Origin of the sequence: Actinomadura sp. 1N219 (genome assembly GCF_044326405.1) — a bacterium.
Lineage (GTDB): Bacteria > Actinomycetota > Actinomycetes > Streptosporangiales > Streptosporangiaceae > Spirillospora.
Genome location: NZ_JBIRAY010000001.1, coordinates 1,771,083 through 1,793,336, shown reverse-complemented (window position 1 = coordinate 1,793,336; position 22,254 = coordinate 1,771,083). Strand labels below are relative to the sequence as shown.

General features: G+C 70.1%; 24 protein-coding genes and 1 pseudogene. 11 read left to right on the top strand and 14 right to left on the bottom strand.

Annotated elements, in window-relative coordinates:
* Positions 1–53: 53 nt before the first annotated feature.
* On the bottom strand, positions 54–893 hold the full coding sequence (locus tag ACH35V_RS08340) for an alpha/beta fold hydrolase (RefSeq protein ID WP_395971028.1): 840 nt from the start codon (positions 891–893) through the stop codon (positions 54–56).
* A gap of 81 nt (positions 894–974) precedes the next feature.
* Between ACH35V_RS08340 and ACH35V_RS08335 the strand changes: the two genes are divergently transcribed.
* The 3 genes from ACH35V_RS08335 to ACH35V_RS08325 all read left to right on the top strand — a co-directional run bounded on the left by ACH35V_RS08335 (position 975) and on the right by ACH35V_RS08325 (position 2,211).
* Positions 975–1,115 (top strand): SAM-dependent methyltransferase, encoded by a 141-nt coding sequence (locus ACH35V_RS08335; protein WP_395971027.1) that lies wholly within the window; start codon positions 975–977, stop codon positions 1,113–1,115.
* Positions 1,116–1,231: 116 nt separating this feature from the next.
* On the top strand, positions 1,232–1,396 hold the full coding sequence (locus ACH35V_RS08330) for an SAM-dependent methyltransferase (protein WP_395971026.1): 165 nt from the start codon (positions 1,232–1,234) through the stop codon (positions 1,394–1,396).
* Between the two features lie 71 nt (positions 1,397–1,467).
* Positions 1,468–2,211 (top strand): hypothetical protein, encoded by a 744-nt coding sequence (locus ACH35V_RS08325; RefSeq protein WP_395971025.1) that lies wholly within the window; start codon positions 1,468–1,470, stop codon positions 2,209–2,211.
* Between the two features lie 15 nt (positions 2,212–2,226).
* Here the strand turns inward: ACH35V_RS08325 and ACH35V_RS08320 are convergent, their stop codons facing one another.
* Entirely contained in the window at positions 2,227–3,270 is a 1,044-nt protein-coding gene (locus ACH35V_RS08320) for a serine hydrolase domain-containing protein (RefSeq protein ID WP_395971024.1), read from the bottom strand.
* A 219-nt stretch (positions 3,271–3,489) separates the two neighbouring features.
* Between ACH35V_RS08320 and ACH35V_RS08315 the strand changes: the two genes are divergently transcribed.
* From ACH35V_RS08315 to ACH35V_RS08305, 3 genes are read left to right on the top strand one after another with little or no spacing between them, the layout of a single operon-like run.
* Positions 3,490–3,996 carry a GNAT family N-acetyltransferase gene (locus tag ACH35V_RS08315; protein WP_395971023.1) on the top strand — a complete coding sequence of 169 codons (507 nt, stop codon included), beginning with the start codon at positions 3,490–3,492 and terminating at the stop codon, positions 3,994–3,996.
* A 21-nt stretch (positions 3,997–4,017) separates the two neighbouring features.
* Entirely contained in the window at positions 4,018–5,331 is a 1,314-nt protein-coding gene (locus ACH35V_RS08310; RefSeq protein ID WP_395971022.1) for an MFS transporter, read from the top strand.
* Positions 5,332–5,372: 41 nt separating this feature from the next.
* The gene (locus ACH35V_RS08305) at positions 5,373–6,221 is read left to right on the top strand and encodes an alpha/beta fold hydrolase (protein ID WP_395971021.1); all 849 of its coding nucleotides are present in this window, start codon (positions 5,373–5,375) and stop codon (positions 6,219–6,221) included.
* A gap of 41 nt (positions 6,222–6,262) precedes the next feature.
* Here ACH35V_RS08305 and ACH35V_RS08300 read toward each other — a convergent pair whose 3' ends face one another.
* Complete coding sequence (locus tag ACH35V_RS08300; protein WP_395971020.1) at positions 6,263–8,989, bottom strand: LuxR C-terminal-related transcriptional regulator; 2,727 nt, start codon at positions 8,987–8,989, stop codon at positions 6,263–6,265.
* Positions 8,990–9,099: 110 nt separating this feature from the next.
* Here ACH35V_RS08300 and ACH35V_RS08295 point away from each other — a divergent pair, with 110 nt between their 5' ends.
* A complete protein-coding gene (locus ACH35V_RS08295) occupies positions 9,100–9,714 on the top strand; it encodes a class I SAM-dependent methyltransferase (RefSeq protein WP_395971019.1) in 615 nt (204 codons plus the stop codon).
* Between the two features lie 28 nt (positions 9,715–9,742).
* Here the strand turns inward: ACH35V_RS08295 and ACH35V_RS08290 are convergent, their stop codons facing one another.
* From ACH35V_RS08290 to ACH35V_RS08275, 4 genes are all read right to left on the bottom strand, one after another.
* Positions 9,743–10,357, bottom strand: coding sequence for a class I SAM-dependent methyltransferase (locus tag ACH35V_RS08290; protein WP_395971018.1), 615 nt, complete (start codon positions 10,355–10,357; stop codon positions 9,743–9,745).
* Positions 10,358–10,450: 93 nt separating this feature from the next.
* Positions 10,451–11,404, bottom strand: a complete 954-nt coding sequence (locus tag ACH35V_RS08285; protein WP_395971017.1) for a sigma-70 family RNA polymerase sigma factor — start codon at positions 11,402–11,404, stop codon at positions 10,451–10,453.
* Between the two features lie 18 nt (positions 11,405–11,422).
* Positions 11,423–12,622, bottom strand: coding sequence for an NAD(P)/FAD-dependent oxidoreductase (locus ACH35V_RS08280; protein WP_395971016.1), 1,200 nt, complete (start codon positions 12,620–12,622; stop codon positions 11,423–11,425).
* A 178-nt stretch (positions 12,623–12,800) separates the two neighbouring features.
* On the bottom strand, positions 12,801–13,307 hold the full coding sequence (locus ACH35V_RS08275) for an RICIN domain-containing protein (protein WP_395971015.1): 507 nt from the start codon (positions 13,305–13,307) through the stop codon (positions 12,801–12,803).
* A gap of 191 nt (positions 13,308–13,498) precedes the next feature.
* Between ACH35V_RS08275 and ACH35V_RS08270 the strand changes: the two genes are divergently transcribed.
* Positions 13,499–14,545 carry a response regulator transcription factor gene (locus ACH35V_RS08270; protein ID WP_395971014.1) on the top strand — a complete coding sequence of 349 codons (1,047 nt, stop codon included), beginning with the start codon at positions 13,499–13,501 and terminating at the stop codon, positions 14,543–14,545.
* Between the two features lie 230 nt (positions 14,546–14,775).
* Here the strand turns inward: ACH35V_RS08270 and ACH35V_RS08265 are convergent, their stop codons facing one another.
* The gene (locus ACH35V_RS08265; RefSeq protein WP_395971013.1) at positions 14,776–15,615 is read right to left on the bottom strand and encodes a hypothetical protein; all 840 of its coding nucleotides are present in this window, start codon (positions 15,613–15,615) and stop codon (positions 14,776–14,778) included.
* Positions 15,616–15,769: 154 nt separating this feature from the next.
* On the opposite strand from ACH35V_RS08265, the pseudogene ACH35V_RS08260 reads away from it, so the two are divergent.
* Positions 15,770–16,542 (top strand): annotated as a pseudogene (locus tag ACH35V_RS08260) (IS5 family transposase).
* A gap of 150 nt (positions 16,543–16,692) precedes the next feature.
* Here ACH35V_RS08260 and ACH35V_RS08255 read toward each other — a convergent pair.
* The 5 genes from ACH35V_RS08255 to ACH35V_RS08235 all read right to left on the bottom strand — a co-directional run bounded on the left by ACH35V_RS08255 (position 16,693) and on the right by ACH35V_RS08235 (position 19,835).
* Entirely contained in the window at positions 16,693–17,946 is a 1,254-nt protein-coding gene (locus ACH35V_RS08255) for a DUF222 domain-containing protein (protein ID WP_395971012.1), read from the bottom strand.
* 517 nt (positions 17,947–18,463) lie between these two features.
* Positions 18,464–18,580: a DUF397 domain-containing protein gene (locus ACH35V_RS08250; protein WP_395971011.1), complete on the bottom strand. Its 117-nt coding sequence runs from the start codon at positions 18,578–18,580 to the stop codon at positions 18,464–18,466.
* 41 nt (positions 18,581–18,621) lie between these two features.
* On the bottom strand, positions 18,622–18,810 hold the full coding sequence (locus ACH35V_RS08245) for a DUF397 domain-containing protein (protein ID WP_395971010.1): 189 nt from the start codon (positions 18,808–18,810) through the stop codon (positions 18,622–18,624).
* A 36-nt stretch (positions 18,811–18,846) separates the two neighbouring features.
* Positions 18,847–19,029 (bottom strand): DUF397 domain-containing protein, encoded by a 183-nt coding sequence (locus ACH35V_RS08240; protein WP_395971009.1) that lies wholly within the window; start codon positions 19,027–19,029, stop codon positions 18,847–18,849.
* Positions 19,026–19,835, bottom strand: coding sequence for a helix-turn-helix transcriptional regulator (locus tag ACH35V_RS08235; RefSeq protein ID WP_395971008.1), 810 nt, complete (start codon positions 19,833–19,835; stop codon positions 19,026–19,028). Before ACH35V_RS08235 ends, ACH35V_RS08240 begins: the two co-directional genes overlap by 4 nt.
* Before the next feature lie 113 nt (positions 19,836–19,948).
* Here ACH35V_RS08235 and ACH35V_RS08230 point away from each other — a divergent pair, with 113 nt between their 5' ends.
* Positions 19,949–20,398, top strand: a complete 450-nt coding sequence (locus ACH35V_RS08230; protein ID WP_395971007.1) for an ATP-binding protein — start codon at positions 19,949–19,951, stop codon at positions 20,396–20,398.
* Positions 20,398–20,745, top strand: a complete 348-nt coding sequence (locus tag ACH35V_RS08225) for a hypothetical protein (RefSeq protein ID WP_395971006.1) — start codon at positions 20,398–20,400, stop codon at positions 20,743–20,745. Before ACH35V_RS08230 ends, ACH35V_RS08225 begins: the two co-directional genes overlap by 1 nt.
* Before the next feature lie 25 nt (positions 20,746–20,770).
* On the opposite strand, the gene ACH35V_RS08220 is transcribed toward ACH35V_RS08225, so the two are convergent.
* Positions 20,771–22,231, bottom strand: a complete 1,461-nt coding sequence (locus ACH35V_RS08220; protein ID WP_395971005.1) for an ATP-binding protein — start codon at positions 22,229–22,231, stop codon at positions 20,771–20,773.
* Positions 22,232–22,254: the final 23 nt, after the last annotated feature.

Here is a 22,254-nt window from a genome sequence, read left to right as displayed (position 1 = left end):
CACCCCCCACGACCCAATTTCCGAGCACCGCTTCAGCCTGGCGACGGGGTGGGCTATTCCGGGTGTGGGCTGAGCCAGGTCAGGGCTGATGGGGCGGAGTTGAGGACGGAGATGTGGCCGTCGGCCGCGGTAAGGCGTAGGTCGGCCGTGGGGCAGTGCTGGGCGAGCCATCGGCCGTGGGAGGCGGGGACGATGCGGTCCTGCTCGCCGTGCAGGACTAGGAGCGGCGCGGTGATCCTGGACGGGTCGAATCCCCACGGCGCGACATATGCGAGGTCGTCGTCGACCAGCCCTCCAATGCCGTTCTCGACGGCCGGGCCTACCACGTCGTCGAACCATGACCATTCGGCCGCGAGCGCGGCGTGATCGGCCGGGGTGAACATGTCCGGGTCGTATTCGGCGGTGGCCTCGTAGTTCTCTTTCGCTGCGCGTCCTGCGACGGCGGCGCGCAGCGACGCCTCGCTGGACGGGCCCATTCCGGCGAACCAGTCGAGCCCTTCGGCGCCGAACGGGGCCAGGGCGGCGACGCTGACCACCGCGAGGACGCGGTCGGGCAGCAGCGCAGCGCAGGCCAGGGCGTGCGGCCCGCCTCCGGAGTGCCCCATCACCGCGAAGCGGTCGATGCCGAGCGCGTCGGCGACGGTGGTGATGTCGGTGGCGGACGAGGCCACGTCCCGTCCGGGAAGCGGGCTGGAACCGCCAAATCCGGGACGGTCATAAGACACCCAGCGAATCCCTTGTCGCGCGGCTGCCGGGAAGAGGGGGCGGGGTGGCGCGCCGATGTTCGGCGTCCCGTGGTGCCAGAAGACGGGCAGCCGGCCTGCGCCGCCGGTGTCGTAGACGTGCAGGGTGCGACCGCCGTCCACCTTCAGATCGAACTCGGCGACGTCCATGCCGAGACCGTACCTATAGGCCCGCGGGCCTGGTGACGGGGGCGCTCCGCCTGACAGCATCGGTCGCGACCGCCCGGGATCATGCTGGCGCGGGTCGTCCGGTACCTGGCGGAAGAGGCGGGCATCCGGAGATTCCTCCTGGATGTCGGCACCGGGCTGCCCACCGTCGACGACACGCATGAGGTGGCGCAGCGGATCGCGCCGGAGTCCCGGGTCGTGTGATCGCCTTCAGGCGGACGTCCACGAGCGGGACCCGTCCTTGCGCGGGCGTCCGAGATCCTCGATCTCACCGACACCGACCCGGCCTATCTGGAGGCCATCGGCCGGTAAGCGGTGCGGTGCGTTACACGCCGCGCGGCGTCGACCAGATCGCCCGCTATCTCGACGGCCTGGAGGGGCTGGAGCCGGGCGTCGTCCTCGTGTCGCGGTGGCGGCCCGAGCCGAGCCCCTGGGACGAGCCGCCGGCAGTGCCCGGCGCGGGCGGCGTCGCCCGCAAGCCCTGACACCCCGGTCGCGGGCCGTCGTCCGGCGAACTGTAGAATTTGGTTCGGTTTTCGGCGAGGGGACGGCTGGGATGCGCGAGATCGCGGCGGCGGTGGCGGAGCCGATCGGGCGGCTGGGCGGGGCGTTCATGCGCTCGCGGGAGGCGAAGGCCTTCTCGGTGGAGACGGGCCTCACTGGTTGGACGCCTTATTTCCGGGGTCGTTGCGGTGTCCTGGGGGACGCTGACGCTGACGTCGTCGCGGCTGCGGCCGGTTTCTTCCCTGTCGAGGCGGTGCGGAAGGCGTGGGCGAAGGGCGCCGGTCTCCCCACGGCGACGGCCGCCGCCCGGTACGCCGCCGTGGCGCAGGACTTCGGCCGCCGCAAGCTGGCCGACTTCGCGGAATCGGCGCGGCTGGCCGACCTGCTCCAGCGCGTCGTGGACGGCGGGCCCGTGGTCGCCGCGCCGCTCTTCGCGGGGTGGCGGGCGATGCCGCTGCCGGAGGACGACCGGGCCAGGGTGATCCAGCTCGCGCACGTCGTCCGGGAGTTGCGCGGCGGGCTGCATATCGTCGCGGTCCTGGCGAGCGGATTGAGCCCGCTGGAGGCGGTGCTGAGCGGTCACTCGGCGATCCTTCGCGACGGCGAGCCGAACGCCGAGTACTTCGGCTGGCCGCGTCCGTATCCCGAGGTGACGGACGAGATCCGGCGCCGCCGCGACGACGCCGAACGGCTCACCGACGACTTGATGGCCCCCGCTTTCGCGGTTCTCGGCACGGCGGAGGCCGATGAGCTGGTCGCTCTTGTCCAAAAGGCGGAGCGAGTCGTCTTCGGCTGATCTGCGGGACTTGGGTCAGTCGCGGGCGTGTTTCTCGATTCCTAGGGTCAGTTCCGTGTTCTGTTCTTCGAGGTTCCATTTCCCGTCGCGGTAGGCGTGGTTGGTGATCCAGAACACCATCACGCGGTGGTCGGGGAAGCGGGCGAATTCGCCGAACGACCAGTCGTTGCCGCCGTCGTGCTCTAGTACGCGCCGGCCGTCGTTGGTTTGGACGACGCCCCAGCCGTATCCGTAGTAGAACTTGTCGCCGTTTCGCACTCCGACGAGGACATGCGGTTTGAACATTTTGCGTTTGGCGCGTCCGGAAAGGACCTTGTTGCCTTCTAGCGCGCGATGCCAGCGGAACATGTCGCGGGGCGTTGACAGCAGGCCGCCGTTGCCGCGCAGATACCAGTAGGGTCCGTCGGCGGCCCACGGGTGGTCGTATGGGCGTCCCTGCGACTTGCCGTGCTCGTCGTACTCCACCGCGACCTGGTCGCGTTCCCATCGGGGCAGGACGTAGCCGGTCTGTGTCATGCCTGACGGCGCGAACAGGTGCTCGCGCAGGAAGCGTTCGTAGCCGACACCCGAGACCTTCTCGACGATCGCCGCCAGGACGCTGTATCCCACGTTGGAGTAGTGGAACTCGGCGCCCGGAGCCGACTGCAGGTTCGATTTCAGCGCGGCGCTGAGCATGCCGTCGCGGGAGACCGGGTCGTAGTCGCCGCCGCCGATTTCCTCGTCGTCCAATCCTGCGGTGTGCGTGAGGAGGTGGTGCAGGGTGATCTTGCGCTTGTCTGCGGGTACCGGGCCTAGGAATCTGCTGAGGCGGTCGGTTACTTGCAGCTTGCCTGCCATTTCCAGCTTCATGATGGCGGCGGCGGTGAACTGCTTGGTGATGGACATGACGTCGTAGACGGTGTCGCAGCGCGCCGGGATTTTCCTCTCCCGGTCGGCGAATCCGAAGCCGCCGCAGTGCACAAGCCGTCCGTCATGGGCGGCGGCGACCGTCCCGCCTGGTCCCTTCGGCAGAGCCCCCTCCAGAAAACTCTGGATGGACGGATCAATGCGCTCACGCACATTCTGATCCGCCCCCTTCAAGCCGATACCGGCGGTGCCTCCACCACCGCACGCGCTAACGACGCCCATCGCGGCGAGCGTGATCGTGACCATTCCCAGGCCCGGAGAGCAGCGGGTCATTTTCATGCCCCGCACGCTACGGAGACGACTCGCGCGGCGTCGTCCCTCGGCCGGATGAGAAAACGCGTCCCTCTTGCCGGGGACGGCACACTGTGAATCATGATGGTGCTGGAGACGGAACGGCTCGTCCTGCGGCCTCTGACAGGCGAGGACTTCGACGACTACGCGGAAATGCTGGCCGACCCGGACGTGGCCTCGGGCCTCGCGGAGAGCGTGGGCACCGGCCGGGCGGACGCCTGGCGCAGCCTCGCCACGTTCATCGGCCACCGGGAGATCCGCGGCTACTCGCACTGGGCGGTGGTCGAAAAGGCGACGGGAAGCTTCGTCGGACGCGCCGGGCCTTGGCAACCGCACGGCTTCCCCGGCTTGGGAGTGGGCTGGTGCCTGTCCCGCCTCCATTGGGGGAAGGGATACGCGTCCGAGGCCGGTCGCGCAGCGCTCGCCTACTGCTTCAACGAGCTGGCGGCCGAGAAGGTCATCTCGCTGATCCTGCCCGGCAATGCCCGTTCCATCGCCGTGGCCGAACGCATCGGCCACCGCTACCTGTACGACACCGAATACCGGGGCCAGACCGTCCACGTTTACGGGCAGCAGCGCCCCATGTAGCCACAACCGTCCCACGGTGGGTTGAGCGGGTCTCGGTGGTGGATCCGTGGTGGGCACGGATGTGGGTCAGTGGTCCTGGACGCGACGCTTCTCAGCAGTTGGACACCTGCTGAGGAGGACCCGATGACCACCACCACGGCGCTGGGCACGACGGCGCGGAGCACGACAGACGAGGCGGCCCGGCCGCGGTTGATGAGCCGCGGGTTCGCGCTGGTGCTCCTGGCAGGTGTGGGCTCGTCCACCAGCTTCTACCTGCTGTTCTCCGCGCTCCCCCGGTATGCGGACGCGACCGGGGCGGGCGGGGTGGGCGCCGGGCTGACCACCGGCGTGATGATGCTCGCGACCGTGGCCACCGAGCTGGCGGTCCCGCGGCTGACGGCCCGGTTCGGGTACCGGAGGGTGTTCGGCGCCGGGCTGGCGCTCCTGGGGATCCCGGCGCTGGCGCTGGCGGCCTCGGGCAGCATGGCGATGATCCTGATGGCCTGCCTGGTGCGGGGCACCGGGTTCGCGGTGGCGGTGGTGCTGGGCGGCGCGCTGGTGGCGTCGATCGTCCCGGCGGAGCGGCGCGGCGAGGGGCTGGGCGTGTACGGGATCGCCTGCGGCGTCCCGGCCATGCTCGCCCTTCCGGCGGGCCTGTGGCTGGGCGATCTGGTCGGGTACGAGGCGGTGTTCGTGCTGGCCGGCGTGTCCGCGCTGGCCGGGCTGGCGGCGGTGCGGGACCTGCCGGGACGGCGCCCCGAGCCCGAGGAGCCGCTCGGCCTCGTCGCCGCCGCCCGGAAGCGTGAGCTGCTCGTCCCGTCGCTGTTCTTCGCCGCCACGACCGTGGCGACGGGCATCACCGCCACCTTCCTGCCGCTGGCCGGCGGCTCTGTCTCCGCCTGGGCGTTGCTGGTGCACGGCCTCGCGGCCACCTGCACCCGCTGGTGGGCCGGGCGCATCGGCGACCGGTACGGGGCGTCGCGGCAGCTCGTCCCGGGACTGGTGATCTCGGCGAGCGGCATCGCGCTGCTGGTGCTGGTGTCCAGCCCGGCCGCCGTGCTGGCCGGAATGGTGTTGTTCGGCATCGGGTTCGGGCTCACCGGCAACGCCAGCATGGCCGTGATGCTCGACCGCGTGCCGTCCTCCTCGTACGGGACGGTCAGCGCCCTCTGGAACGTCGCCTACGACGTCGGCATCGGCCTCGGCGCCACCGGATTCGGGTTCGCCGCCGTCCACACCGGATACCCGGCGGCCTTCGGGCTGACGGCCGCGCTGATGCTGCTGCCCCTTCTGGCCGGCACGGGCGGCGCACGTCAGCGGGCGCGCACCGGCGGCGACCAGCCCTGCCCCGCCTGACCACCTCTCCCCCGAAAGATCAGCTGAGAAAGGGAACGACCATGAGGAAGATCATCGTCTCCGAGTTCATCACCCTGGACGGCGTCATCGAGAAGCCCGGCGAGCTGGGCTGGGCCCGCACGGCGGCCTCGGCGGACGGGACGTCCATCGCCTATGAGCGCGTCGGCGCCGGGCCCGCGGTCGTTCTCGTCCAGGGCGCGTTCTCGAGCCGCGACGACCCGATCATGACCGGGATCGCGGGGGCGCTGGCCTCGGAGTACACGGTCTACAACTACGACCGGCGGGGGCGCGGCGACAGCGGCGACACCGCGCCGTACGCCGTCCAGCGGGAGATCGAGGACCTGGCCGCGCTGATCGAGGCGGCGGGCGGGACGGCGATGGTCTTCGGGGGTTCGTCGGGCGGCGCGCTGGCGCTGGAGGCCGCGGCGGCCGGTGCGCCGATCACGAAACTGGCCGTGTTCGAGCCCCCGTACGTGACCGCGCCGGGCCGCTCGCTGCCGTCCGCCCAAGAACTCGCCGCGCTCGCCGAGAATGGACGGCGCGGGGACGCGATCGAGTTGTTCCTCACCAAGGGCGCCGAGATGCCGCCGGAGGCGGTGGAGGGCATGAAGGCCCAGCCATTCTGGGCTCACATCGAAAGCGTCGCGCACACCCTCGCGTATGAGGCGGCCGTCGTGGGCGCGGGGCCGGTCCCGGATCGGCTGTCGGCGGTCTCCGTCCCGACGCTGGTGCTGGCGGGTTCGGCCAGCTCCGACCGGATGCGGGACGCGGCGCAGGCCGTGGCCGAGCGGGTCGGGGACGCGCGGCTGGAATGGCTGGAGGGGCAAGCGCACGGCCAGGTCGACTCCGCGTCCATCGGGACGGCGGTGGGCGAGTTCTTCTCCACCTGACAACCGACCGGCGAATGGCGCACCTTTCTCATCGAGGTGCGCTATTCGCATTTCGTCAGCGTTGCCAGCTCGGCGCAGCCCTCGTCCGCCCGCTCGGGCAGGAGCAGCAGCGTCGACGCCCGCTCGAAACGGGCGCCGATGCGCTCCCACCCCTCGACGGCGGCGGCCAGCTCGCCGGGATCGCCGTGCAGGCGTCCTCTGGCGCGGGCCAGGCATGCGGCGCCCCACGCGTTCTCGGCGGCCGCGGCCTCGGCGGCGGCGACCCGTGCCGCCGCGTCCGGCAGGCCCGCCACGACGGCGAGTTCGGCGCCTACCGCGTGGGAGTACCCGGCGTACATCGGGTTCGTCGCGTCCGAGAAGAGCCCGGCGACCAGCTCCGCCGCGGAGTCGAACCGCCCGGTGTGGACGGCGATCAGCGCGTCCACGAACCCGGCCAGCGTCGGAAGGTCGAACACCTGCCCGGTCGGCGTGCCGGGCGTGCGGGCCCGCCACTCCAGGTGCAGGTCGCGATCGCCGCGCAGGCCGTGGACGAGCGCGGGACCGACCGCGACCGGCAGCATGAACCCGCTCTCCAGCCGCCCCGTCCGCACCCAGCTCCGCCACGCCTCGTCGGCGTGCCGCAGCGCCTCGTCGAACTCGCCGCTCAACGCCAGCGGCAGGATGATCGTGTTGGACGACAGGTAGTACTGGTCTTCGAGCAGGTCGTCCGCCAGCGCCCGCCGCGCCACGGCGAGCGCCGCGGGCAGGTCCCCGGCGGCGGTCGCGCAGTTCACCGCCACGTGCACGATGTCGACGATCTCGACCGCGCTGGCCGGGTCGTCGCGGGGCAGGACGTCCAGCAGGTCCAGCCGGGACATGCCGATCCGGTGCGCGTCCCGCAGGCGCCCCTCGCGCAGCGCGGCGCAGACCGTCGCGTCGAGACCGGCGCTGAGCAGCACCGGGTCGCCGGCCGCGCGCGCCGCCGCCACGGCCTCCTCCGCCCGGACGGGATCGGTGCTGTACGGCTCGGCCGAGGCCGTCCAGGCGCGGGCGGCGGCGAGCCACCCCGCGACGACCGGATCACCGGGATCACCGGCGTCCTCGGCGCGCTCCAGCAGCCGCCGCAGCTCCTCGTGCGGGATCAGACCCCAGCCGGGATTGCGCGCCGTCGTGACGGCCGCCGTCGCGAGGAGGACGGCCTCCGCGTCGCCGTCCGCGGCGTCCCGTGCCTGATCGGCCGCCGAGCGCAGCAGTTCGAGATGCCGGTGTCCGCCGGTCGGGAGGACATGCGTGCAGTCCGCCGCGCTCTTGAGGTCCCTCGACGCCTCCCCCGGCGACCCCGCCCGCTCGGACGCCTCCAGGAAATGGCCGTACGCCTCGCGCGCGAACCGTCGCGTGTAGGCGAGGCGTCCCAGAGACCGGGCGAGCCCGTGCGCCACGTCCCCGGCGTCGGCGGGGGCGGCGGCCAGCGCCGCGCGCAGATCGTCCGCGACGGCGTCGAACTCCCGGTCGCCGCCGACCAGTCCGGCCGCGACCTCGGCGGCCCACGCCAGATGCAGATCCCGCACGACCGCGTCCTCGCCGCCCAGCGCGAGCTGCTCTCTGGCGAACGCCCGGACGGTCTCCAGCAGCCGCCAGCGCCCCGGCCCCGCCTTGACGACCAGGCTCTTGTCGACAAGACGGCCCAGCACGTCGGCCGCCGCGCCCGCCGCGCCCGCCGCTGCGCCCGGCGCGCCCGCCGCCGTCCCCGGGCTCACGGCGAGGACCGCGGCCAGGTCGAACCCGCCCGCGAACACCGCAAGCCGCCGGAACAGCCGCCGCTCCTCCTCGTCCAGGAGATCGTGGCTCCACGCCAGGACGGCACGGAGCGAGCGATGCCGTTCGTCCGCCCCGCGTCCGCCCGCCAGGAGGCGGAGCCGATCGTCCAGCGCGGCCAGCACGCCGGACGCGCCCAATGCCGCGCTGCGGGCCGCCGCCAGCTCGATCGCCAGCGGCATGCCGTCCAGCCGGGCGCAGATCTCCGCCACCGCGCCGGGCTCCGCCGCGAACTCGGGGTCGACGGCCAAGGCCCGGTCGGTGAACAACGCCTCGGCGTGCGACGACAGCGCCAGCGGCCCCACCCGGACGATCCGCTCCCCCGCGATTCCAAGCCGCTCCCGGCTGGTGGCGAGGATCCGGGTGCCGGGGCAGGCCGCCAGGGTCCGGTCGGCGAACCCGGCGACCGCGTCCAGCAGATGCTCGCAGTTGTCGAGGACGATCAGCGTCCGGCTCCGCCCGAGCCGTTCGGCGATCACCGTGTGCAGCTCGGTCTGCGGCCGCTCGGTGACGCCCAGCGCGGCGGCCACCGCATGCTCGACGAACCCGTCCCGCACCGGAACCAGGTCGACGAACACACCGCCCTGCCGGGACGCGGCCGCCGCCACCGCGACCAGCCGCGACTTGCCGACCCCGCCGGGCCCGAGCAACGTCACCAGCCGTGACTTCCCGGCCGCCGCCTCGATCTCCGCCAGCTCGTCGCCCCGTCCGATGAACGAGGTGCGCGCCGCGGGCAGCCCGGCGACCGTCCCGGTCTCCGCGCCGCGCTCGTCCTGCCGCTGCCGCTGCTCGGACGCGAGAATCGCCAGCTCACGCCGGTTGGTCACCCCGTACTTCCGCAGCAGGGACGACACGTGGCTCTCCACCGTCCGCACGGATATGTGCAGGCGGCTCGCGATCTGCGTGTTCGTCAGATGCCGACCGACCGCGTCCAGCACCTCGGCCTCACGCTCGGAAACCTCAACGGCCGACATTCCCCCATGATCCCGGAAAAGGAGACGAGTTGCCCGACCAGCCGCAACAGGGCGAGTTGGACGCGAGAACGTGAAGACGTGCGGCCGGGCGTACCGGCTAGTCTCCGGACGTGGAAGATCCCAAAGCCATCGTCCGGCGCGGCTACGACGCGGTGTCCCTGCACTACGACGAGGCGTACGGCGCCGAGACGAAGTACCGGCCGTGGATCAGTGAACTGAATCGGAGAATCCCGGCCGGTGGCACCGTCCTGGACCTTGGATGCGGGAGCGGCGTCCCGGTCGCCCGCGCCCTGGCCGCCGCCGGTCACCGGGTCACCGGGATCGACATCAGCGACGTGCAGATCCGCCGCGCCCGGCGGCTGGTGCCCCGGGCGGACTTCCTCCGCGCCGACATCACCGACGTCACCTACGAACCCGCCACCTTCGACGCGATCGTCTCGTTCTACGCCCTCATCCATCTTCCGGTGGCCGAGCAGCCGCCCTTGCTGGACCGGATCGCCGCCTGGCTGCGGCCGGGAGGCTTGTTCGTGGCCACCACCGGGCACAGCGCGTGGACGGGCGTCGACGACGACTGGCTAGGGGCTGGAACCTCGATGTGGTGGAGCCACGCGGACGCCGCCACCAACCGCGAGTGGATCACGCGGTCCGGCCTCACGATCGAGCGCGAGGAATTCGTCCCCGAAGGCGACACCGGCCACACCCTCTTCTGGGCCACCCGCCCCTGACCTCGCCGGGCGGTCAGGGCGCAGGCTCCTAACGAGAGGGCTTATCCCAGGTCAGCGAGTAGCGGCGGAGAAGGTGTCGGCGGTAGCGCATGCCGGGCAGGAGGCGCCGCGCGGCGTCCCGCACCTGGCCGTAGCTCATCTGCGGGTCGGCGACCGGCATCCCGTCCGGCCCGTGCGCGCGGCGCAGCACCTTCGTGATCCGCACCGCGGGCGCGGCGGCGATCGTCGCCGCCCACTCGGCCGGGGACGCTTCGCGGGCCAGGCCGACCACCACGAGCCTCCCGCCGGGACGCAGCGCCTCGCGCATGCGGGCCAAGGCCGCCTCGAAATCCATGTGATGGATCGCCGACACCGAGCAGATGAAGTCGTACCCCGCCGTGGGCAGATCGGCGGTGAGAAAGTCGCCCTCTACGAAGGTGAGACCCTGCGTCCCGGCGGCGTGCTCCCGAGCACGGGCGATCATCTCCGGCGAGCTGTCGATGCCGGTCACACGCTCGACCCGGCCGAGCAGCTTCCGCGCGAGCAGACCATCGCCGCAACCGACGTCCAGCGCCTCACCGCATCCTTCAGGAACGGCGCGAAGAATCCCCGGATGCCGAGCGACATTGGTGTTCCAGTAGGACTCCGAACCCACCTCAAGCACCGGATCAGCCTACGAGCTCCCGCGCGGCAGTGATGATCAGCTGATGGCGGAAAGGGAAACACCAGGACCGCGGCTGGCCGGGGCGGGGTCGGGTTACCAGCGGGCGATGATCGGGGTGTCCGGTTCGTGCTGGCGCCATGCCTGGGCGAGGCGGGTGAGGCGGGTGGGGGCGGCGATGCCGTGCACGGTTGCGATCTTGCCGCCCGTGATGTCGAACGTCACGACGCCGACGACCTGGTCGCCGAGGACGAAGAGGATGGTGGGGGTGCGGTTGACGAGCGCGTAATGGACGGCGAGCGTGCCGCCGGCGAATCGCCGTTTCGCGGACGTGGGCGTGAACCCGGCCCGCGCGACGGCGGCGATGCGTTGCGGAGTCTCGTACCGCAGCAGGGTCTCGGTCAGGCCCGCGCCGTCGGAGATCGCGGTCGCGTCGTCGGTGAGCAGCGCCACCAGCGGTTCGGTGCGGCCCGAGGCGGCGGCGGTGAGGAATTCCTCGACGACCCTGCGGGCTGAGGCCGGGTCGACTTCGCCGCCGCGTGGGCGCGATGCGGTGATGCGGCGCCTGGCCCGGTGGAGGTGCTGCTGGCTCGCGGACTCGGTGATCTCGACGATGCCGGCGATCTCGGCGTGCGTGTAGGAGAACGCTTCGCGCAGGAGGTAGACGGCCCGTTCGATGGGCGACAGGCGCTCCATGAGAGTCAGGACGGCGAGGGACACCGATTCGCGCTGCTCGTAGGTGTCGGCCGGGCCGAGCATCGGGTCGCCGTCCAGGAGCGGTTCGGGCAGCCAGGCCCCGGCGGTGCGTTCGCGGCGGGCCTGCGCCGAGCGGAGCCGGTCGAGGCACAGGTTGGTGACGACCTTGGTCAGCCATGCCTCCGGGGCCTTGATCCGCTGCCGGTCGGCGGCCTGCCAGCGCAGGAACGCGTCCTGCACGGCGTCTTCGGCGTCGGCGGCGGAACCCAGCAGCCGGTAGGCCAGTGAGGCCAGCCGGTTCCGGCTGGCCTCGAACCGATCGGTGTCGAAGCGATCGGTGGCGGGGCTGTCCACGCGGCCCACCCTAGGCGCCTACGCGACCGTCGTCCGGACGGACTCGTTCGGCGCGGCGGCCACGCGCCGCTTGCGTTTGGGCAGCCCGAAGCTCGGGTGCGAGGTGGCCCACAGCGCCCCGTTCTGAATGCCCGCCTTGATCCGCAGGGCCTTGCGGCCGCCGATGTACTTCGGCTTCGCCTGCGCCGCGCCGTCGATCAGTTGCACGATTCCGTCCCTGCGTCCGAGGCTGATGGCGTTGTAGCGGTAGACCAGCTTGACGTTCGCGATCTCGCGGCCGGTGAGGCGTCCCACGATCGCCTCGATGGTCTGCCGGCCGGTGTACCCGGCCGAACCGCAGTTCATCGGAAGCCGGCAGCCGTTGTCGCCGAGGGTGTGGACGCTGTCGCCGACGGCGTAGACGTCCGGGTGGGAGACCGACCGCATGGTGCGGTCGACGACGATCTGACCGTTCCCGGTGACCTCCAGCCCGGCCGCGGCGGCGATGGGGCTGACCGCGAACCCGGCCGTCCACACGGTCGCGTCGGAGGCCAGGACGGCGCCGTCCGCGCACCGCACCCGCGCGGCCTCGACGGCTTCGACGGTGGTGTGCTCCGCGACGGTGATGCCGAGCCGGTCGCAGGCCCGGCGCAGGTGGCCGCGGGCTCCGGCGGACAGCCGGGCTCCCAGCTCGCCGCGGGCGAGAAGCGCCACCGACAGACCGGGCCGGGCTTCGGCGATCTCGGTGGCGGTCTCGATGCCGGTCAACCCGTCGCCGACGACCAGCACCTTCCCGCCCTCGCCTCGTCCGTCCAGGCCGTCCAGGCGCTCGCGCAGGCGCAGCGCCGAGGGCCGGGCGGCGACGTCGAAGGCGTGCTCGGCCACCCCGGGAACGCTCTGGTCGGCGCCGCGGCTGCCGAGCGCGTACACCAGCGTGTCGTAGCCGACCTCGCCGCCGCCGCCCGCGTCGGCCACGACGACGACCCGGCGCTCGGGATCGACGGCGGTGACACGGGCCAGGCGCAGCCGAACCCCCGTGCCCGCGAAGACGTCGGCGAGCCGCGGGGCCGCGATCTCCCGCCCGGCCGCCAGCTGGTTCAGCCGCATCCGCTGGACGAAGTCCGGCACGGCGTTGACCACGGTGATCTCGGTGTCCGCCGGAGACAACCGGCGGGCCAGGTTCCCGGCCACGTAGGCCCCGGCATAACCGGCGCCGAGAACCACGATGCGGTGCTTCATGCGTTGCTCCTGTCGGTCCGTCCTGCTCTTCGTTCGTCCTGCTCTTCGTGAGTTGAGCGAGACAGCACCCCGATCCCTGACAGAGCCCGCATATGGCGTGGGTCACGGTCTTCATCGCGGGGCCCCGGCCGGGCTGTTCCCGGCCGGGGCGTTCGTTGCTCGTCGGCAGACGGGCCGGTCAGGAGGTCTCCCACGCCTGGCCGGCGCCACCGTTGCAGTGGAAGTTCACGACGGCGCCTCCGCCGCCGAAGTTGTTGTCCAGAACACTGAGGCACATGCCGTTGAGCCCGCTGACCAGCCTGTCTCCGCTGAAGCGCCACTGCTGCGGGCTTCCGGAGTTGCAGTCGTAGCTGTTGATCGCGGCGCCGTTGCCGGCGTTCCCGCCCCGGACGTCCAGGCAGTTGTTCCCAGGGAGGGCGCTCTGGATCCTTCCCTGGGCGAAGATCCACTTCTGGTTGTCGTTGCCGGTGCAGGGCCACAAGGTGACCAGGGCGCCGTTGCCGGTGTTGGCGTCGGCGACTTCGAGGCACACGTCGGCGGCCCCCTTCGGCTTGATCGAGACCCCGGCGAGTGCCCGCTGGGATTCGGGACGAGGTGAGGGGTCCGCCGAAGCGGACTGGACGGTGCAGTACCCGCCGAGCACGGTGATGACGGGCAGGAGCATCAACAACGTGGATCTGCGCATCTTGCTCTCCGATCGCGTCCTGGGGGTCATCCGCCGGGCCGGCGGTGATCCGCCCTGTCAGCCCCAACGGTCGCCGAGCGGCGGGCGGGCAGGTATCCCCAGGTCTTGGGGGTTGTCCTGCCGGGCGGCCGGTGCGGTGCCGACGACAGCATGTGCCCGCCAGTGTGCGTTGCGTGGCGGATAATGGCCGGGTGAGCACCGGAGAGAGCGTGTCCCGTGCCGCGGCGATCGGGGCCGCCGCCGAGGTCGGCTCCACCGCCGAACTGGGCACGGTGATCTCGCAGTGGATCGGGCGGGCGGTACCGCACGACGGGTACATGCTCGCCGCCGTGGACCCGGTCACCGGCGCCGGATGTTTCCTGGCGAGGGAACACGGCTACAGCCCGGCGGCCGCCCGCCGACTCACCCTGGGCGACCGGCTGGACGGCGATCACCCCTACCCCTTCGAGCGGCTGGTCGAGGGTCCGTGCCGGGTGGGCGTCCTCAACACCGACACTCCCGGCCTGCGCCGCAACGCCGCGATGTGCTCGGTGATGGCAGACCAGGGTGTCGGCAGCGAGTTGCGGGTCGCGCTGGTCGACGCGGGAACAGCCTGGGGCGGGCTGGTCCTGCTTCGTCCCCGGGGAGGCCGGCCGTTCTCAGTCGCCGAGGCCGCCCGCGCCCAGCGGCTCGGCCGGGACGTCGTCGCCGCGATGAGGCGCTACACGACGGGCGCGCCGCCGGAGCCCAGCAGACTCGACCGGCCACCGGGCGTGCTCGTCGTCGGAGCCGATGACACGGTCGCGGCGGCCACACCATCCGTACGCGAGTGGATCTGCGAGCTGGGAACCCTGCCCGCCCACGCACTCGCCGAACCGCACATGCCGATGGAAAGCACCATCTGGAGCCTCACCCAGGCCGCGCGCCGCACGAATGCGCCCGCGCTCACCCGCATCCCCACGCGGCGCGGATGGATCGCCTTGCGCGCCCAGCCAATGTCAGGTGGGGAAAAGGGAGCGTTGGCCGTGACGATCCAACCGGCCGCCGGCACTGAACTGCTGCAGGCGATAGCGCTCTGGCACGGCCTGACACCCAAGGAACGCGCGGTCATCGATCACGCCGTCGAAGGGCTGGCCACCAAACAGATCGCCCGACGTCTGGCGATGTCGCCCCACACCGTCAACGACCACTTCAAATCGATCTACCGGAAGATCGGTGTGTCCGCACGAGACGAACTCGTCGCCAGACTCCTCGGTTGATCGTCCCCGGCCCACGCCTCTCGTGATTCGTCTGGTCGGCACCGTCCGCCGATCCTCGCGACGCCGACACGGAACGCCCGCCGCGCGCCCCGGACGCTCGGCGAGCTGACCATGCTCACCGCCGACACCTAGTCACCCTCGACTTCACCACGGGGTTGCTCACCGCGGACGTCCTGCGAATTGCCGCGGACATGCCGCACGGCAGGTAGTCGGTGTGCGGTGGTCGAGAACTACCGCCTCGGTGCGCCCCACCAAGTCCCGTCGTTGCTGCGGTGGACGAGGTTCCAGTCGTCCCTGGAAGCGTCGTCGGGCACCGCGATGAGCATCGCCTCCGCTTCGGCGAGCACGTTCTCGATCTGGTTCACGGTCAGACGTCGGCAGTTCCAGAGCAACGTGGCCATCTCGGCCGCCAGCGGATCGTCGGGCGGCGCCGGCTCGCAGAGGTCGGTGCCGGTCATGGCCGCGAGGTCGGCGACGGGAATGCCGAGGGTGGTCGCGAAGCCGACCAGCCAGGTCGCCTTCAGCGGGGCACGGCCCGCGGCGATGGAATGGAGAGTGGATGCGGCCACGTACATGCCGCCCCGAGTCAGCCTGGCCAGTGTCTGGACGGCAGAGGTCGGGGAAAGCAGGTTTCGATTGACGCACAGCATGGCGACGAGCATCTCGCCGAAGCCACCATTCCCTTGATAGTAGGTGCGCGGTGGATCGGCCGAATGTACAGGGGACAGTTGGGGTGACTGCTCAACGCATTCATAGATGTGGGTCCGCTGATCTGCCGGCAACGCCATCGCGACGCTGATGAGACGCGTGAGGTGGAGTCCCGTTGCCGGCTCGCAAGGCTGAAAGGACTCCGGTACCGACAGCCCAGCAACCACGAAAAGGTCGGCAGCGTGGAAGCCGAGCGCGGTGGCCAGGCCTTCACACTGAGACGGAGAGGGTGGCGCGCCGTCCGTCACCGAGCGAAGCTCCGATTCCGGGATGCTGGACGCCGATGCAAGCCAAGCGATATCCGCCTGGCGACAGTTGAGGAGCCGCGTCAACAACACACCGAAGCCGGGACGCTGCACCATGCCGCCACACTAGTCCGGCAATGTTCCAGAAACAGGACGGCCGATGCACCTGGCCCCGATTCGGTCGAACCGTAGGCATCGGCCTTAGAGCATGTCTCATGTGGCTGGTGGGTGACTTGCGGCATGACCGGGGATCGTGTCGTCGGATCTTGCGATGCGGTTGGTGCCGGATGAGTTGTGGGCGGCAGGCCGCGTCGGCAGGGTGGCGGGACCGTGGGGTGGACGATCGGGCGGTGTTCATCGCGATCGTGTATGTGCTGACGAGCGGGTGTGCGTGGCGGCATCTGCCTGCGGAGTTCGGGGTGAGTGTGCCGACCGCGCATCGCCGGTTCACCGCGTGGACCGCCGCGGGGTTGTGGCCGCGGCTGCATCAGGCGGTGCTGGACGAGCTCGGGGCGCGAAGTCAGGTGGACGGGGCGTCGGCGATCGTGGACGCCGCCGCCGTCCGTGCGAAAAGGGGGCACGCTAACCGGCCCCAATCCGGTCGATCGTCGCATGAAGGGCAGCAAACTCCACGTGCTGTCCGATGCCGCCGGGCTGCCGCTGGTGGTGGCGGTCTCGGCCGCCAACGTGCACGACAGCCGGGCGCTCAAGCCGCTGCTGATGGCGTTACCGGCGATCCGGTCCCGACGCGGACCGCGCCGTCGTCGGCCGGTCAAGGTCCACGCGGACAAGGCGTATCACTCGGCCGAGCACCTGGCACGGCTGCGCCGGCGTGGGATCGTCCCGCGCATCGCCCGGCCCGGCATCGAACCCGGCGACCGCCTGGGCTGCCACCGTTGGGTGATCGAACGCACCCTGGCGTGGTTGTTCGGGTACCGGCGTCTGACCGTCCGCTACGAACGTCACGGCCACTTGTTCAACGCCTTCCTCACCCTCGCAGCCGCCATCACCTGCTACAAGAAGCTCGCTCAATTGGCCACATGAGACACCCTCTTAGCCGGTGTTGATGGCCACGCCGCCGCTCATTTGTACGTGCTCGTCCAGGCTGCAGAACAACGCCCGCATCTCGTCGTCAGTGCAAGGTGTTGTTGAACGGCGGCGGCTTCCCTTGCGGCCGGGGAGAACGGTCTCGCCTCATGCGGCGGCCCAACCGATTTCGTCGGTTGGTGGCGGCCCGTGAATATCGACCGTACGCGTGTCCGGCGGCGGAAGAATCCGGTAGACATAGCGTCCGGTGCTGCCATGACTGATCTGAATCTGATCGGCATTCGCATGCTTGAAACGGTTATGCCACCCACAGCACAGAACGAGCTGATCAATGTCGGTGGACGCTCCCAGGACCCATCCTTGGACGTGGTCGACTTCACACAAGGTCCCGGGGACCTCGCAGCCTTGCACCGCGCAGGTGGAGTACAGGGTTTCGAGGACCTGGCGTTGCGCGGCCGTGGCGAACCGGACACGGCGGCCGAGGTAGAGCGGAATGCTTCCCCGCCCCAGGATCAATGGTGAGACTCCGGCATCCAAGGCGATCCGGCGGGCCTGCGCGGCCGGGATCGGGGACCCGTCGGTCAGCCTGCCGGGCGCAGAACCGCCGGTAAGCGTGTCCAGGTCTAGGACGACAGTGACCTTGGTGGCCCGGTGCCCGCCCGCGAGAACGCTGGTGAGTGCTGCGGCCGTCCGTTCGGGTAGGTCGCGGTGATCGTCGGTTCCGGCTGGTTTGGCGAGTGGTCCGAGTGTCCCGTCCCAGACGGCGGCGTCCTCGGCGTTGAGCCAGCCTTTGACGTAGCGGCCGCCGTCCAGCGAGCGGGTGGAGTTGATCCAGGACCGCTCGTACCCGCGCCGCGACTCCCCATCGGGCTCCTCGACCCCGTCCCGCTCAGCGACGACCTCGCGGATCCGCCGCCCGAACGAGGCGACCTTCCCGGCCGAGAACCCCTCGCCGACAAGGTCGAGCAACACGCTCTCAGCGGCCGCGCAATCCGCATCGTCCAACCGGGCGACAGCGTCGGCGACGGTGGAGGCGTACCCATAGGACAACTCCCCGCCAGCAAGCATCCTCGCTACCTGTGGAAGCCGGTGCCGCTGCCGGGCCAGGGTGACCCGCTCCCGGGCCCGGGTCTCACGCATCCCCAGCCGTGACCGGAGCCACGCCTGGGTGGACGGAAGGCCCCAGCGGCGCATCTCGCCGGAGGCGTCCACCCGTCCGACCATTGCGGCGAGGGCGCTCTCCTGCTGATCGCAGGCACGCGCGAGCGTTTCGGCGAGTTCCATGCAGGCGGCGGCGGAGTCGGGCGCGTCACGTCCGGCCAGTTCGCGAGCGATCACCGCTACAGCGTCCACCAATTCCCCGGTGGACGCCGAACGAAGATCAAGCGAAACCGAACTCATAAACAAATACTATCGAAGACACCCCGCCCCGATCAGCGAAATAGGGTCTGTCTTCTATAACCAGCAAGATAGGCGGAGTCAAGACCGACCAGAACCCGAAACCAAAAAAGGCTCAGCTAATTGGACGGGGTCAGTCTTGGTTGCTGAGCTGGAGGGTGGGGGCGGCGCGTCGGGCGGGGCAGGCGGAGCCTGCCCGATGAAAGCTGCACCAGGGGCCGCAGAGGCTCCGAAGTCAAGGGTGGGACGGAGTCCCATCGCGAAGCGACGCGAAGCGCCCTTGACTTTGGAGGGGCGGCCCCGTACGCAGCGCCGCCCCCACCCCCGACATCGAACACACAGCCCAAGGCCGACGAGCCCTCAACAACATTGATCACAGCGGCGTCCACGGCCGGTCGGAACGTGTAGGTGAGGCGGCGGTACATCGGGCATAGTGGCGCGTCCGACTTAGAGAAGCCCCGGCGATGACCGGGGCTCGAAGGAGGGGCTTGGGGGAATCAGTGAGGAAGCTCGCCCCGCTTCATGGGGTCGAGCAGTTCGGCGAACGCAGGCCGACGCCTCCGCTCAGGTCGGCAACCTTGACACACTCATCTCCCTCGGTGTCGCTCCGGCTCGACTTGCGCCATACCGGGCTCATGTCATCGCCTCCATGATCTGCCCGAACGACGGCTTGGGGAGTCAGAGGGGAAGCTCGCCCCGCTTCAGGCGCGCCACGAGGGCGGTGAAGGCTTCGGGGGGCAGGGAGAGGCGCCCGGTCTCAGGCGCTTTGCTGTCACGGACGCCGATCCCAGTGGGGAGGCGGGCCAACTCCACACAGTTGTCGGTGCCGCCCGCACCGCTGTAGCTGCTTCTTCGCCAGGTCGTCATATTGCACTCCAGCTCGGCTCGCACTGTTTGACGTCGTTAGCGCGGCTCGCTCCGTTTGATGTGAGTGAGGAGAGCGGTGAAGGCTCTGGGAGTGAGGGTGAGGTGACCGACCTCGGTGGCCCTGCTGTCGCGGAGACCGATGGCATCAGCAATCCGGGCGACCTCTACACATTCGCTCGTGCCCGACCCGCTGTAACTACTTTTTCGCCAAGTCGTCATGTGCGCATCCCCATTATCCACTCACGAGATTGCTCTTCGCTCCAGGACCGCGCGGCGATCCGTTCGAAGCGTACAGCCACACGAGCGGCTTCCGCCTGATCATCGATGACTCGGCCTACTTCGAGAGCCGTTCCTGCGAACGCTGCTCGATTGCCATTTCGCAGTTCAAAGCACCGGAAGGAGCCGTCCATACCTATGTGCGGCACAGCGCGCTCGGGGATCACGCGGAGCGACACGTGGCGGAGTTCACCGAGCGACAGCAGCAGGTCGCGCTGCTCCTCCATGACGAGCGAATCCCTCATCGGCCGGAGGGCAACCTCGTCGAACACCACCCAGATCTCGGGGTCGCCGTCAAGTATCGCCGCCTGATGAGCCATGCGCCTCGCGACCGCGGCATCGACATCGTCTACGAGCCGCGCGAGGTGCCCCTCCGTCAGCAGCGCCCTGGCGTACCCCTCTGACTGGAACGGCACAGGAATGACGTTGTTGCTGAAGATCCGGTGTGTGACCGCCCCTTGTTCGTAGCGACGGAGTTTCTCGTGCCAGTTGGGGTCGACGCCGAGCTTGGCGTAGCGGAGCAGGATCGTGAAGAGGCCGCCGGTGTCCCAGGCCTGGTCGAGGGCGGCGCACTCGTGTTCGTCGAGTTGCCGGGTGCCGCTCTCGTACTTGGAAACTTGGCCCTTCGTGCAGTTGATGATCTGGCCGACCTGGCTCTGGGTCATCTTGTGCTTGAGGCGGAGGAACCGCAGGTAGTAGGCCATGAGCGCGTAGAGCGAGAGCTCCGGATCCGGCGACGGGTTGACCATGATCGATTCCCCTCGGTGCGCGGGCCGAGTTGCCGTCGTATTCGACAACGATGACAAATTAAGTCAGCGGCACCAGTCTTGTCCCCGGAATTCGAAGACGAAAGGAGGGAATCGTGGGGATCAATGCGCTTAATTCGGGCGAACTGGATATGTCGCTTGTGGCGGCGCGGACTGCGCCGGGGATGATGCGGGCGCTGGTGGAGTTCCGGCTCCAGGAGTGGGGCATGGCCGGGGACGCGGGCGACCTTTATCTGGTCGCCAGTGAATTGATCACCAATGCGGTGCGGAGCACGCCGGACCTGGAGATCCGGGTTCGGGTCGTCCGGGAGGTCGGGGCGGTCGTGCTGGGCGTCTGGGACTCGTCGGACGACATGCCGCTGGTTCGGCCGCTCGTGGAGATGACGCTGGACGACATCGTCCCCGACGCGCGGGCCTTGGACGAGGGGCACGACGCGGGAACGGGCGGGCGCGGGCTGCCGATCGTCCAGGCCCTTTCGATGGAATGCAGCGTGGTGAAGACCGAGCCGCATGGCAAATGGGTCTGGGCGAAGGTGGCGGTCTGATGGAACGCTTTCTGCTGCGATGGCGGACGCATCGGGATCGCGCGAGCACGGTGCGCCTTCTTGAAGTGCTCGCCGTCGCGGCGAAGGCGCACGGATGGCGCTGCGTGAAGCTTTACGAGCGCGAACAGTTTCCGATGCCGGTGCCGCTGCTGTGGATTTACGCGAGCGGAGTCGCAGAGGACGTCGGCGTGCTGGTGAGCGTCCGCGCCATTCCGGGCGGTGGGTGGGCCTACTACCAGGCGCAGCGCGGGCGGTTCGGCTACCTCTTCCCTTGCGGGGACGTGAAGGCGGCGGCTGAGCAGGTCGACCTGCTGCTGAAGCACCGCATGTTCCCGTCGACCTGGTAGTCAGGGACGCCAGGCGGCCTGGTCGTCAGGGGCGCCAGGCGGCGAGGACGTCGCGGGGCGTCCAGGCAAGGGCGATCGGGTCGGTGGCCTCGATTCCGGAAAGGATCCCGGAAAGGGAGACGACCGCGAGTCCGGTCGTGGCGGGATCGAGGCCGGGGACCTGGGCGGCGGCGCGGCGGAGGTCGGCGAGATCGTGGGCGTCGAACGGGGTGTTGTGCCATTTGATCGAGCCGGCGAAGTAGATGCGGTTCGCGATGGGGGCCCGGTCGGCGCCCACGAGGTCGATTTCCGGGTTGAACTGGCGGTTCCACCAGCCGCCGACTGTCTCGACGTCCGGCCAAGGGAGATCTGACAGTTCCAGGGCCTGGCGGATGAGGGGTTCTACGGCGCGGCCGCGCCATGACGGCCAGCGGCGTTGAATGATGCGGAAGCCCGCTTCGGGACGGCCTCGGCGCGCTTGTTCGTGGGCAGAGCGGAGGGCTCTCAGGTAGAGGCGCAGGTTGCTGTCGGAGATTCGGTAGAGGGCGGGCTTTCCCGGTTTCGTCGAGAGAGGCTCTTCTACGGCGAGGACGTTCTTCTCGGTGGTGAGGCGGCGCAGGAGGGGCGAGAGGGTTCCGGAGGGGAGGGCTGCGTCTCGGTTTCCTGCGGTTGCGGCGATGTTGGCGTGGGTCCGGTCACCGGCGCCTATGGCCTCCAGGACGCGGCGGGAGATGTCGGGGTTGGGAAATTCGGCCAGCAGCGACGACTCCGGGACGTTGAACAGCGCGGCGGCCGGGTCGGCGCATTCGGATTCCATGAATTCGAGGGCGGGTGTTCCGTGCGGCCAGGTGCGGATGATGCCGGGCAGGCCGCCGGAGACAAGGTGCGCGTCAATGGCGTCCGCCGCGTCCAGCCCGAGGGCCTCGCCCATGTCGGCCGGGTTCAGCGGGCCGAGTACGAGATTGTCGGCGCGTCCATAGAACGGGCGGTCGTAGGCGGTGAGGCGCTCCATCATGTGGACGTCGCTGCCGAGGAGCAGGAGCAGGACGGGTTTGGACGCGAGGAGCCGGTCCCAGCCCGTTTGCAGCGTGCCGTCGAAAAGGGGGTCCTGCTCGGCGATCCACGGCATTTCGTCCAGGACGACGATTGACGGCCTGCTGGGGAGGGCGGAGGCGAGTACGCGGAACGCGTCGGGCCAACTGCCGTTGTCCAGGCGCGGGACGAGTTCGGGGTCGTCCGGCAACGCCGATTCTTTGAGGTCGCGCAGGAATGCGGACACGGCCTCGATGGGTGAAGCGCCTTTGGTGGCCGTGGAGAACACGTAGGGCACGGCCGACTGGTCGCAGAATTCCTGGACGAGGCGCGACTTGCCGACCTGGCGGCGTCCTCGGAGGGCGACGGCCGTCCCCGCGCCCGTGGCGGCGACCCGCTCAAGGCGCTTGGCGAGGAGTGCCAGCTCGGTCTTCCTGCCGATGAACATCATCGCTCCGGGGTAGGTAGATCTCATCTATGTAGATTGAGTCTACCTAG

What these genes read in the sequence shown, in the direction of transcription:
- ACH35V_RS08340 (WP_395971028.1), bottom strand. Translation starts at nt 893, where the DNA reads ATGGACGTCGCCGAGTTCGATCTGAAGGTGGACGGCGGTCGCACCCTG.
- ACH35V_RS08335 (WP_395971027.1), top strand. Translation starts at nt 975, where the DNA reads ATGCTGGCGCGGGTCGTCCGGTACCTGGCGGAAGAGGCGGGCATCCGG.
- ACH35V_RS08325 (WP_395971025.1), top strand. Translation starts at nt 1,468, where the DNA reads ATGCGCGAGATCGCGGCGGCGGTGGCGGAGCCGATCGGGCGGCTGGGC.
- ACH35V_RS08315 (WP_395971023.1), top strand. Translation starts at nt 3,490, where the DNA reads ATGATGGTGCTGGAGACGGAACGGCTCGTCCTGCGGCCTCTGACAGGC.
- ACH35V_RS08305 (WP_395971021.1), top strand. Translation starts at nt 5,373, where the DNA reads ATGAGGAAGATCATCGTCTCCGAGTTCATCACCCTGGACGGCGTCATC.
- ACH35V_RS08300 (WP_395971020.1), bottom strand. Translation starts at nt 8,989, where the DNA reads ATGTCGGCCGTTGAGGTTTCCGAGCGTGAGGCCGAGGTGCTGGACGCG.
- ACH35V_RS08280 (WP_395971016.1), bottom strand. Translation starts at nt 12,622, where the DNA reads ATGAAGCACCGCATCGTGGTTCTCGGCGCCGGTTATGCCGGGGCCTAC.
- ACH35V_RS08275 (WP_395971015.1), bottom strand. Translation starts at nt 13,307, where the DNA reads ATGCGCAGATCCACGTTGTTGATGCTCCTGCCCGTCATCACCGTGCTC.
- ACH35V_RS08265 (WP_395971013.1), bottom strand. Translation starts at nt 15,615, where the DNA reads ATGGTGCAGCGTCCCGGCTTCGGTGTGTTGTTGACGCGGCTCCTCAAC.
- ACH35V_RS08255 (WP_395971012.1), bottom strand. Translation starts at nt 17,946, where the DNA reads ATGAGTTCGGTTTCGCTTGATCTTCGTTCGGCGTCCACCGGGGAATTG.
- ACH35V_RS08250 (WP_395971011.1), bottom strand. Translation starts at nt 18,580, where the DNA reads ATGAGCCCGGTATGGCGCAAGTCGAGCCGGAGCGACACCGAGGGAGAT.
- ACH35V_RS08245 (WP_395971010.1), bottom strand. Translation starts at nt 18,810, where the DNA reads ATGACGACCTGGCGAAGAAGCAGCTACAGCGGTGCGGGCGGCACCGAC.
- ACH35V_RS08240 (WP_395971009.1), bottom strand. Translation starts at nt 19,029, where the DNA reads ATGACGACTTGGCGAAAAAGTAGTTACAGCGGGTCGGGCACGAGCGAA.
- ACH35V_RS08235 (WP_395971008.1), bottom strand. Translation starts at nt 19,835, where the DNA reads ATGGTCAACCCGTCGCCGGATCCGGAGCTCTCGCTCTACGCGCTCATG.
- ACH35V_RS08225 (WP_395971006.1), top strand. Translation starts at nt 20,398, where the DNA reads ATGGAACGCTTTCTGCTGCGATGGCGGACGCATCGGGATCGCGCGAGC.
- ACH35V_RS08220 (WP_395971005.1), bottom strand. Translation starts at nt 22,231, where the DNA reads ATGAGATCTACCTACCCCGGAGCGATGATGTTCATCGGCAGGAAGACC.